The following is a 10,799-nucleotide window of genomic DNA, read 5'->3' as shown; positions in this document are numbered from 1 at the left end:
CGGCGAGGCCGGGCTGCGGCTCCTTCGCCCTCGGCGGTACGGCGTCGAGCTGCGCGGCGGTCAGACGGTGGCGGGCCGCGCGGGTCTCGGAGAGCAGAGCGCCCGCGTCCTGGGGGCGGCCGTCGGGCTCGCGGGCCGTGGCGCGGGCGACGAGCGCGTCCAGCTCGGGCGCGAGTCCGGGGACGGCGGCCGACGGTGCGGGCATCTCCCCGTGCAGATGCTGGTAGAGGACCTGCGCGGGGGTGCCGCCCGAGTGCGGCTTGGCGCCGGTGAGCATCTCGTAGAGCATCACGCCACACGCGTAGAGATCCGTACGCGGGTCGGTCGTGCCCTGCTCGATCTGCTCGGGCGCGAGGTAGGAGACCGTGCCGAGGATGGTGTCCGAGCCGACGGACGTCTGGGTGTCCACCGCCCGTACGAGGCCGAAGTCGGCGACCTTGACGCGGCCGTCGTCACCGATCAGCACGTTCTCCGGCTTCATGTCGCGGTGGACCATGCCCGCGTGGTGGGCGGCGCCGAGCGCGGCGAGCATCGGCTCGAAGACGTCGAGGGCGACGCGGGGTCGCAGGGCGCCGCGGTCGCGCAGCACGTCGCGGAGCGTGCAGCCCGAGACGTACTCCATCGCCAGATAGACGTACGTACCGTCCGTGCCCTGGTCGTAGACGCCGACGACGTTGGGGTGCGCGAGGCGGGCCACCGACTTGGCCTCGCGGATGAAGCGTTCGACGAAGGCGCCGTCGACGGCGAGTGAGGGGTGCATGACCTTCAGGGCGAGCTCGCGGTCGAGGCGGGTGTCGACGGCGCGGTAGACGGTGGCCATGCCGCCGACGGCGATGCGCGACTCGACGCGGTAGCGGCCGTCGAGCACCTGGCCGATCGGCGCCGGCTCCCCGGCGGGGCCGGAGGAGGAGTCCTGAAGGCTCGTATCCATTGACGGAGAGTCTACGAGCCATCCCGGCGGCGGAAATCCGTGGTGCGCGCCGTGGTGGGCGATGGGGCCGAATGACGTGGGCGAATCATCCGGATTGCCCTGTTCGGGACCTTGGTCGCGAGGAGCGGAGAGGTCCCGGGGCTTTGTGGATTTCCCGTATGCGGGCGGATCGGTGCGGGAGTTCCGGGGCGTGACTTCCGGCCGGAACGTCGAATCGGAACGTCCGGATTCTTTGCTTCCCCTTCTCTGTCGTGGTCGGGGTTTTTCTCCGGTGTCATTCCTGTTTCCTTGTTCCTCTTCTTTCCCGGGTCCTAGGCGGCTTCGGGGGCGTTACGGGGGTTCTCGGCGGGGTTCTGTAGGGCGTTCCGGGCGGGTCCCGCTTCGGGATCTCCGCGGGTTTTCCCCGTCACCGTGCCGGGGTTCCCGGTGGTGAGGGTGCGGATTCTCCGCGGGGGATCTCCGTGTTCTGCGGGCTCGCTTTTCTGGGGCCCGTACGGGGACGCCGGGACCGGGGGAAGCACGTCCCGGGACTTTGGTCCTTGTGCCGTGTCCGGGACCAAGGTCCCGGGGAGCTGCGGCCGCTCAGCCGAAGGCAGGGCTCTCCGGGTCCAGCGCCGCCACGCCCTCGGTCGGGGAGGACGCCTCGGCGAAGTGCCGTCGGGGAATGCGGCCCGCGCGCCCCGCCAGCCGGCCCGCCGCCACCGCGTGCCGCATCGCCCGGGCCATCAGCACCGGCTCCTGCGCCCTCGTCACGGCCGACGCCAGCATCACCGCGGAGCAGCCCAGCTCCATGGCGAAGGCCACGTCCGAGGCCGTGCCCGCGCCCGCGTCGAGGATCACGGGGACCGCGGCGCGCTCGGCGATGAGCTGGAAGTTGTGCGGGTTGCGGATGCCCAGGCCGGAGCCGATGGGGGAGCCCAGCGGCATGACGGCGGCGCAGCCCGCGTCCTCCAGCTTCCGCGCCAGCACCGGGTCGTCGTTGGTGTACGGCAGCACGGTGAAGCCGTCGTCGACCAACGTCTCGGCGGCGTCGAGGAGTTCGACGGGGTCGGGCAGCAACGTACGTTCGTCCGCGATGACTTCGAGCTTCACCCAGTCGGTGCCGAGCGCCTCGCGGGCGAGCCGGGCGGTGAGGACGGCCTCGCCCGCCGTGTAGCAGCCCGCCGTGTTCGGCAGCACGTCGATGCCGTGCTTCGTGAGGACGGACAGCACCGAGCCCTGGACGGTCGGGTCGAGCCGGCGCATCGCCACCGTCGTCAGCTCGGTGCCGGAGGCCACCAGGGAGCGTTCCATGATCTCCAGGCTCGGTGCCCCGCCCGTACCCATGATCAGCCGTGAACCGTACGAGCGGTCGCCGATGACGAGCCGGTCGTCGCCGGAGGCGTCGGTTCCGGGCGCGCGGTCCGCTCCGGGGGCCGCTTCGGCCGCCGCTCCGTCTCCGCGCGTTCCGTTCGTCGATGTGACGGTCATGAGGGATCAGCCTCCTTGCACTGCGGTCAGTACCTCGACCCGGTCGCCCTCGGCCAGGCGCAGCCGCGCCCACTCGCCGCGCGGCACCACGGTCTCGTTCACGGCCGCCGCGACGCCCGACGGCGCGGAGGTGAGGCCCGTCACGAGCTGGCCGAGTGTGGAGCCGTACGGAATCTCGCGGGAGGCGCCGTTGACGGAGACGGAGAGGGTGACGGGCCCGGTGTCGGACACCGGGACGGAGGAAGAGGAAGGTGCCGAAGGGACGGAGGAAAGGGAAGGGCGCGAGGAGTCGCGGGGGTCGGTCGTCATGCTGAACGCTCCTGGGGCTCGCCGTGCTTGCTCTGCTCGCTTCCGTACGGGACCTGGGCCGACGGCAAGGCGGCTTCGTCGCCGCCGAACCGCTCCGGCGTGAACGCGCGTGCCACTTCGGGGAGTTCGCCCGTCGCCAGCAGCTCGCCCATCGCGTCCCCGGTGACGGGCGTGAGCAGCACGCCGTTGCGGTAGTGGCCCGCCGCCAGACGGAGGTCCGGCAGTGCCGTCGGCCCGATCACCGGGGCGTTGTCGGGGGTCGCCGGACGCAGTCCCGCGGAGGTCTCGGTCAGGGGCAGTTCGGTGACGCCCGGGGCGAGTTCGTGTGCGTCCCGCAGGAGTTCGTACACGCCGCCCGCGGTGACCGTCGTGTCCCAGCCCAGCTCCTCGCTCGTCGCGCCGATCACCAGCTCGCCGTTGGCGCGCGGTACGAGGTAGACGCTTCCTCCGCGTACGACCGCGCGGACGGTACGGGAGAGGAACGGCCCGTACGTACCGTCCCGTCGGGGCATGCGCAGCCTCAGCACCTGCCCCTTGACCGGACGTACGGGCGGCAGCAGCCCCTCGGGGACCCCCGCCAGCCGGGACGTCCACGAGCCCGCCGCGAGCACGGTCTGCCCGGCCTCCGCCCGCGTACCGTCGTCGAGGCGTACGCCCGCGGCCCGTCCGCGCTCGACGGTGAGCTCTGCGGCCGCCGCGCGCCGGAAGACCACCCCCGCGCGCTCGCAGGCCAGCAGCAGTGCGGTCGCGAGACGGCGCGGATCGGTCTGGTGGTCGGCGTCGATGCGCAGTCCGCCGCGTACGGAGGGGGCGAGCATCGGCTCCAGACGGCGGCATTCGCGGCCCGTGAGCCACTGCGACTCCAGGCCGCAGCGCTGCTGCAGCGCGTGCAGTTCGCGCAGATGTGCCCGGTCGTCCGCGTCGAGCGCGACGGCCAGGGTGCCGCAGGGGCGGTAGCCGGTCTCCTGACCGCTCGCCTTCTCCAACTCCGCGACGAAGTCCGGATAGCGGGCGGACGAGGCGAGGTTGAGGGCGAGCAGGGCCTCCTCGCCGTAGTGGAGTTCGGTGACGGCGGCGAGCATCCCGGCCGCCACGCGGGCGGCGCCGCCGCCCGGTTCGGGGTCGATCACCGTCGTGCTCAGGCCGCGCTGTGCCGCCCGCCATGCGGTGACGAGCCCGATGATGCCGCCGCCGACGACGGCGACGTCGCTGTGTGTGCTGCCGGCACGCATGAGGAGACTGCTTCTCCCTTCGCCGGAATGACCCGGATCAGGTTCGTACGGTCGGAGGCCGCAGCCTCCCTCTCAGCCCGGTGCGTCCGGACTCCCGCGTATGGCATGTGGTGTTGGCGTGTGCGAGGCGCCGCTGAGCGGAGCCGTCGCTTCAGCGTACTGCGCCGTCGCCGTTGTGCGGCAGGCGGCGGTGACGGGCGGGCACAGGGTGGGCACGCTCGGGCGTCCGGCGCCGACCTAGGATGAGCGCGTGAGCGACAGTCGGAGCGGACAGCGGGTCGTCGTCGTGGGCGCGGGCATGGCCGGTGTGCAGACGGCCGTACAACTGCGGGAGCAGGGATGGCCGGGCGGTGTCCGGCTGATCGGCGCCGAGCCCCATCCGCCGTACGACAGGCCGCCGTTGTCGAAGGCGGTGCTGCTCGGCAGATCCGGCGGCGACGAGGACGCGTACGGGACGGCCGAAGTGCCCGCCGACGCCGCGTCCGAGGTGGCCTTCGACGTCGATTTCGCCTACCTCGGCGTGGACTTGGAGCTGGGCCGCGAGGTGACGGGCCTGCGCACCGGCGAACGCCGGCTGGAGACCGCGGCCGGCGACGTCGCCTACGACCATCTCGTCATCGCGACGGGCGCCGCTCCCGTCGCGCTGCCCGGCAGCGAGGGCGTCCCCGGCGTCCATCTGCTGCGCACGCTGGACGACGCCGCCCGGCTGCGTCCCGTACTGGCCGCCCGCGGCGAGGTCGTGGTGGCCGGTGCGGGCTGGATCGGGGCGGAGTTCACGACGGCGGCGCGGCAGGCCGGCTGTGCCGTCACCGTTGTGGAGGCCGCCGAGCAGCCGCTGCCGGGGGCGCTGCCCGCCGAGGTCGCGGCGCCCATGCGCCGCTGGTACGAGGAGAGCGGCGCACGGTTGCGTACGGGCGTCGCGGTACGCGCCGTCGAGCGCGGGGGAGTGCTGCTGGAGGACGGGACGCGGCTGCGGGCCGACGCCGTCGTCGTGGGCATCGGCTCCCGTCCCGCGACGGACTGGCTGGCGGGCTCGGGCATCGAACTCGGGCCGCGCGGCGAGGTGTTCGCGGACGAGGGGCTGCGGACCTCCGCCCCGGACGTGTACGCGGTCGGCGACTGCGCCTCCTTCCCCTCCGCCCGCTTCGGCGAGCGGCTGCTCGTGCACCACTGGGACAACGCGCTACAGGGGCCGCGTACCGTCGCCGCCAACATCGCCGCGGGCACGCTGCCGGACGGCGAGGCGGAGCGCGACGTCTACGACCCGGTGCCCTACTTCTGGTCCGAGCAGTTCGGCCGCTTCGTCCAGTACGCGGGCCACCACACGGCGGCGGACGAGCTGCTGTGGCGGGGCGACCCCGAGGAGGCCGCCTGGTCGGTGTGCTGGCTGCGCGGCGGTGCGCTCACGGCGCTGCTCGCGGTCGGCCGCCCGCGCGACCTGGCGCAGGGACGGCGGCTCATCGAGCGCGGTACGCCGCTGGACGCGGGGCGGGCGGCGGACGCGGACGTGCCGCTGAAGAAGGCCGTGTCCGATCAGGGGCGCCCGCCCGCGTGAGCCCGCGCGACCACTCTGAAACGGGCGCGCGGCGGCCGCCCGGCGACGGCCCGGTGAACGGTCCGGTCGCGGCCGCACAGTAGTGACTGTCACAGCGGGATGGCACGCTGGTGGCGTGACAGAGATTGATGCAAAGACCGATGCTCTCGTCCCCGCCTGGCTCACCCTCCCCGACGTCGCGGAGAAGCTGGATGTCCCGGTGACCCGCGCTCGCCAGTTGGTCAAGGAGGGCCAGCTCATCGCGGTCCGCAGAGGGGAGGAGCGGACGTTGCAGGTTCCCGCCGACTTCATCGCGTCGGACCGCATCGTCAAGGGCCTCGTCGGCACCATCACGCTCCTCAAGGACGACGGCTTCAGCGACGAGGAGATGCTGGAGTGGCTCTTCACGGAGGACGAGAGCCTGCCCGGCACCCCGGCACAGGCCCTCCGTGAGAACCGCGGCACGGAGGTCAAGCGGCGAGCCCAGGCCCTCGCCGTGTGACATCCGGCACAGCGCGCGGCGTACGGCCGCGGCTCCTCATCCCGGGCCCCGCGCTACCGCGGGGCCCGCGTCCCGGGGCGCCCCGCAGTGCATCGGGGCCCCGGGCAGCACCGCANCATCAGCGTGCGGTCCGGGCACGGCGCTCCCGCGTCCGGACCGCACGCCCCCGTCCCGGGGACTCCCGCCATGAGCACCGCCATCGCCCGCCGCCTGCTCGCCGATGCCCGGCTGTATCTGTGCACCGACGCGCGCAAGGAGCAGGGCGACCTGCCGGACTTCCTCGACGCCGTGCTGCGCGGCGGCGTCGACGTCGTCCAGCTCCGCGACAAGACCATGGAGGCGGCCGAGGAGTTGGAGCACCTCGCCGTCTTCGCCGACGCCTGCCGCCGCCACGGGAAGCTGCTCGCCGTCAACGACCGCGCGGACGTCGCGCACGCCTGCGGCTCCGACGTGCTCCACCTCGGTCAGGGCGATCTGCCCGTGCCCGCCGCCCGCGCCGTGCTCGGCGAGGAGACCGTCATCGGCCGCTCAACCCATGCCGAGTCCGAGGTCGACGCGGCCGTCGTGGAGCCCGGCGTCGACTACTTCTGCACCGGCCCCTGCTGGCCGACCCCCACCAAACCGGGGCGGCCCGCGCCGGGGCTCGGCCTCGTCCGGTATGCGGCGGCCAAGGGAACCGAGCGTCCCTGGTTCGCCATCGGCGGGATCGACGAGTCCAACCTGGACGAGGTGCTGGACGCCGGAGCGCGACGCGTCGTCGTCGTACGGGTGCTCACGGGCGCGGCCGATCCGGAGGCCGCGGCAGCCTCGCTGGCGGCACGGCTGCGGCAGCGCGCCGCGGACGACGCCGCAGGCCGGCGCCCCTGAGCGCAGCTCGCGGCGCGACCGTCCGCGCACGGATACGGACGCTGCGTCCCGGGTCCTGCAAGGCCCCTCCGCAACGGTCCCGGCGCCGCCCCCGACAGCGGCCGGCGGCCGTGACCGCCCCATGATCACGCCGCGTACGAACCGCGTACGAGCGGTGCCGAACTGCGAAAATCCTCGTCGGCGGGGGCGCCGACAAGGGCGGACGGAAGGGACGTAAGCGCTCTTCACGGCCCGTCGCCCTCTAGCCAAGGCCGATAGCCTTCAAGCATGGCCATCGGTATCTCAGCTACCAGGACAGACAACGCGGCGACTGTGCGTGAGCTTCTCGCGACGGGGAAGCCCTCGTACTCGTTCGAGTTCTTCGCCCCGAAGACCGAGAAGGGCGAACGCTCGCTGTGGAACGCCCTGCGGCGGATCGAAGCCGTATCCCCGACCTTCGTCTCCGTGACGTACGGTGCGGGCGGCTCCTCGCGTGAGGGGACCGTGCGCAACACCGAGCGGATCGCCAACGAGACCACGCTGACCCCGGTCGCGCACCTCACGGCCGTCAGCCACTCCCGGTCCGAACTGCGCAACGTCATCGGCCAGTACGCGGACGCCGGCATCCGCAACGTGCTCGCCATCCGGGGCGACCCTCCCGGAGACCCGATGGGCGAGTGGGTCAAGCACCCCGAGGGTCTGACCTACGCTGCCGAACTCGTCGAGCTGATCAAGGAGTCGGGCGACTTCTGCGTGGGCGTCGCGGCCTTCCCCGAGATGCATCCGCGCTCGGCGGACTGGGACACCGACATACGCCACTTCGTCGACAAGTGCCGTGCGGGCGCCGACTACGCCATCACGCAGATGTTCTTCCGTACGGAGGACTATCTGCGGCTGCGCGACAGTTCGGCCGCCGCCGGCTGCGAGACGCCGATCATCCCGGAGATCGTGCCGGTCACCAACGTGAACCAGATCGAGACCTTCGCACGGCTCAGCAATGCGACGATCCCGGACGAACTGGCCGACCGGCTGCGGGCGGTCGAGGACGATCCGGCGGCAGTACGCTCGGTCGGGATCGAGTACGCGACGGAGATGTGTGCGACGCTGATGGCCGAAGGGGTCCCCGGACTTCACTTCATTACGCTCAACAACTCCACGGCAACGCTGGAAATCCATCAGAATCTTGGACTCCGCAACCGATCCTGAGCCGAAGTAGCCGGCCGAGGCAGTGAGAAGGGGGCGCACATGGGCTGGACAGTCCTCTATATCGCGTTCGGCATCGTCGCGCTGTGGCTGTTGGGCGAGGTGCTGCTGCAGTACAAGGCGCGGCTGCGCTGGCGTGTGCTGGCCTTCACCGGCTTCCTGTGCGTCGTGGCGGGGGCGTTGATCCCGTCGGTCCTCGTGATCGGCGTCGGGATCGCCGCCTTCGCCACCGGGCAGACGTTCGTGACGCTCTCCTACCGGCGGGGCTTCGTCGCCGGCTGGGCCCTGACCGGGGTGCCCGGCGTCAGCCGCCGCCGCGAGGAGCGGGAGCCCGAGCCGCAGCCCGAACTCGACGCGGGGCCACGGTTCGACGAGGTCGAGGCACCCCAGCCCGTGCCCGCGCTCACGGCCTCCGGCGGCTTCGGCGCGGAGGGCGGGCGGCTCGGCATGGAGCCGAACGGATTCGACACCGCCTCCTTCGCGGCCGTGGACTCCATGGGCGCACCGAGCGGTTACGGCGGCCCCAACCGCTATGACACGGGCGGCTTCCCGGCGGTGGACATGAGCGCCCCGCCGGGCTTTCCCGCTCCGAACGGCAACGGCTACGACAGCCCCGTCCCGTCGGGCAACCGCTACGACAACCCGAACGGGAACGCCAACGGCTATGAGACGGCGGGCTTTCCGGGCGTGGACGCCTTCGCGGGCGCGGACGCCTTCGGCGGCCCCGGAGGCCCGGGCGGTCCCGGTGTTCCGGGTGGTCCGGGCGGCTTCGAGGGCACCCAGGCGTTCAGCTCCTTCAGTCCCTTCAGCCCCGAGACCGAGGGCTACCAGACGGGCTCCTTCCCGCCGCAGAACGGCTTCGGCCCCCAGGACCTCGGTCCCCAGGGCTTCGGCCCCCAGGACAACTTCCAGCAGCAGGTGCCCGTCTACCAGCCCGGACCGCTCCCGGAGGAGATCACGGGGGAGTTCACGCTCGGCGGCGGCTACGACGGCCTCGGCGCCTATCCGGGCGCGGGCCAGCAGCCCGGCATATACCAGGACGGCAACGCCCCGCAGCAGTACGGCGGTTACTCCGATCCGTACGCCGCCTTCGACAGCAACGGCATGGCGCCCGGCGGGCCCGCGTACGGCGGGTACGACTCCATGGGCGGCGGCTACGACACCTACGGCGGTTACGGGGGCTACGGCGTGCCCGGCGATCCGCAGGGATACGGGCCGCAGCAGTCCCCGTACGGCGTCTCCGACACCTTCGGCGGGGGCGGCGGACTCGGCGCGATGGGCGCGGGTGCCGACGCGTACGGGTCGATGTACGGCAACGGCGAGACGTACGCCGACGGCCAGCCCTACTTCCCCCAGGCGCCGACCGGCGGCGCGGGGGCCTGGGTCCCGCAGCAGCGCGACCCCAACGAGCAGCAACAGCAGGGGTATCCGTACCAGCAGAACGGCGACCCGTACGGCTACGGGGCCCAGGGCAACGGATACGGCCCCCAGGGCAACAGCTACGGCGGCCAGGGCAACGGCTACGGAGCGGGCAACGGTTACGGGCCCGGCAACGGCTACTACTACTGAGCGACTACTACTGAGCGGCGGCCGCGCCTTCCCGTGCGGACGGATCCCCGATACCGCTCAGGCCGAGCCCCGCCAGTCGTCCCCCTCCACGATCAGCCCGGCCACGAGCGCGCCCGACATCCCCGCGTGCGCGGCGCCACCGCCCGGGTGCGCCCAGCCGCCCACGCGGTAAAGCCCCTTCGTGGCCGCCGAGTTGGGCGGACGGACGCTTCCCGCCTCCCGTACGGCACGGCCCCCGTCACGGGCCCATGGGCCCGCCAGCGCCGGGGCCGGCACCAGGCCGTCCGGTGCTCCCGTCTCGGCCTCGATGTCGCGGGGCGTACGCACCTCACGCCACAACACCCGTTCGCCCAGGGCGAGTCCGGCGGCGTCCGCGGCCTCGGTGAGCCGGTCCGCGAGCCGCGCGGCTGCCTCCTCCCCGTCGGCTTCGTCCGGGCGGAGGGCGACGGAGAGCACGGCGCTCTCGTGCGCGTCGTCGGGACGCAGGGCGGGATCGTCGGGCCGTAGCACGGTGAGCGGGCGCGTGGGGGCATCCGCACGGTGTACGACGGTGCGGTGGGGCGTGTCCGCGGGGCGTGCGCCGCGCAGCGCGAGCAGGACGGTCAGACGCGAGAGCGCGGGCACCGCAGCCGTCGCGTCCTCTCCGGCCTCCGCCGCGGAGCCGGGGACCCGGGCACCGCCGACGACCACGGCGTCCGCGGGCTCGAAGTTCTGCGGCCCGGGGGTGAGCAGGTCGCGGCTCGCCGACTCCCGCCCGCCCGGGGCCCGTTCAGCGTCGCCTGGCGCCCCGGACGCCGGCCGTACGCCCCGTACCGCACCGTCCTCCGTCGCCACCTCCACCACCTCGCAGCCGAACCGGAATTGGACGCCCCGCTCCGTGCAGCGCTCGTACAGCGCGTCCGCGAACGCCCGCATCCCGCCGCGTACGTACCAGCTTCCGAAGGTGTGCTCGACGTACGCGAGCACCGCGGCGCCCGCCGGAGCCTCCCGGGCGTCCAGCCCGTAGGAGTTCGCGAGGGCCGTCAGCATCGACTCCAGCCGGGGATCGCGGAGTTCGTCCGCGGCGGCCTCGGCGAGCGTGGGGCCGCGGCGGCGCAGCAGGCCTTTGCGGTGCGGCGTCGGGTACGGGTCGCGGGCCAGGCCCGCGCGCAGCGCCGGCAGACCGGAGGCCGTCAGCGGCTCTTCGAGCAGCGGGCGCCGGGT

9 protein-coding genes, 1 pseudogene and 1 riboswitch are annotated in these 10,799 nt (G+C 73.1%); of the genes and pseudogenes, 5 read left to right on the top strand and 5 right to left on the bottom strand.

Annotated features, from left to right (window positions below; all coding sequences use genetic code 11):
• The 4 genes from AN218_RS21685 to thiO form a co-directional block, all read right to left on the bottom strand.
• A partial coding sequence (locus AN218_RS21685) for a protein kinase domain-containing protein (RefSeq protein ID WP_141747646.1) occupies positions 1-931 on the bottom strand: 931 nt, incomplete at its 3' end.
• A 582-nt stretch (positions 932-1,513) separates the two neighbouring features.
• Entirely contained in the window at positions 1,514-2,401 is an 888-nt protein-coding gene (locus tag AN218_RS21680) for a thiazole synthase (protein ID WP_079132439.1), read from the bottom strand.
• Between the two features lie 6 nt (positions 2,402-2,407).
• Positions 2,408-2,632 (bottom strand): sulfur carrier protein ThiS, encoded by a 225-nt coding sequence (gene thiS / locus AN218_RS21675; protein WP_070018569.1) that lies wholly within the window; start codon positions 2,630-2,632, stop codon positions 2,408-2,410.
• 74 nt (positions 2,633-2,706) lie between these two features.
• On the bottom strand, positions 2,707-3,942 hold the full coding sequence (gene thiO, locus AN218_RS21670; protein ID WP_070018567.1) for a glycine oxidase ThiO: 1,236 nt from the start codon (positions 3,940-3,942) through the stop codon (positions 2,707-2,709).
• Positions 3,940-4,050: riboswitch (TPP riboswitch) on the bottom strand. (Overlaps the previous gene by 3 nt.)
• Before the next feature lie 190 nt (positions 4,051-4,240).
• Between thiO and AN218_RS21665 the strand changes: the two genes are divergently transcribed.
• From AN218_RS21665 to AN218_RS34705, 5 genes and pseudogenes are all read left to right on the top strand, one after another.
• Entirely contained in the window at positions 4,241-5,497 is a 1,257-nt protein-coding gene (locus AN218_RS21665; protein ID WP_070018568.1) for an NAD(P)/FAD-dependent oxidoreductase, read from the top strand.
• Positions 5,498-5,612: 115 nt separating this feature from the next.
• Entirely contained in the window at positions 5,613-5,978 is a 366-nt protein-coding gene (locus AN218_RS21660; protein ID WP_070018566.1) for an Rv2175c family DNA-binding protein, read from the top strand.
• 186 nt (positions 5,979-6,164) lie between these two features.
• Entirely contained in the window at positions 6,165-6,845 is a 681-nt protein-coding gene (thiE, locus tag AN218_RS21655) for a thiamine phosphate synthase (protein ID WP_070018565.1), read from the top strand.
• Between the two features lie 267 nt (positions 6,846-7,112).
• Positions 7,113-8,030, top strand: coding sequence for a methylenetetrahydrofolate reductase [NAD(P)H] (gene metF, locus AN218_RS21650; RefSeq protein ID WP_070018564.1), 918 nt, complete (start codon positions 7,113-7,115; stop codon positions 8,028-8,030).
• A 39-nt stretch (positions 8,031-8,069) separates the two neighbouring features.
• Positions 8,070-8,345: pseudogene (locus AN218_RS34705) on the top strand (hypothetical protein); the annotation flags it as partial.
• A 1,308-nt stretch (positions 8,346-9,653) separates the two neighbouring features.
• Here the strand turns inward: AN218_RS34705 and AN218_RS21640 are convergent.
• Positions 9,654-10,799 (bottom strand): phytoene desaturase family protein (locus AN218_RS21640; RefSeq protein WP_070018562.1); only part of this gene is annotated, 1,146 nt, incomplete at its 5' end.

The sequence above is a fragment of the Streptomyces nanshensis genome, from assembly GCF_001751255.1.
GTDB classification, from domain to species: Bacteria; Actinomycetota; Actinomycetes; order Streptomycetales; family Streptomycetaceae; genus Streptomyces; species Streptomyces nanshensis_A.
Note: the sequence above shows the minus strand (reverse complement) of the source record. Positions and strands in the feature narration are given on the sequence as shown.

What these genes read in the sequence shown, in the direction of transcription:
- AN218_RS21680 (WP_079132439.1), bottom strand. Translation starts at nt 2,401, where the DNA reads ATGACCGTCACATCGACGAACGGAACGCGCGGAGACGGAGCGGCGGCC.
- thiO (WP_070018567.1), bottom strand. Translation starts at nt 3,942, where the DNA reads ATGCGTGCCGGCAGCACACACAGCGACGTCGCCGTCGTCGGCGGCGGC.
- AN218_RS21665 (WP_070018568.1), top strand. Translation starts at nt 4,241, where the DNA reads ATGGCCGGTGTGCAGACGGCCGTACAACTGCGGGAGCAGGGATGGCCG.
- thiE (WP_070018565.1), top strand. Translation starts at nt 6,165, where the DNA reads ATGAGCACCGCCATCGCCCGCCGCCTGCTCGCCGATGCCCGGCTGTAT.
- metF (WP_070018564.1), top strand. Translation starts at nt 7,113, where the DNA reads ATGGCCATCGGTATCTCAGCTACCAGGACAGACAACGCGGCGACTGTG.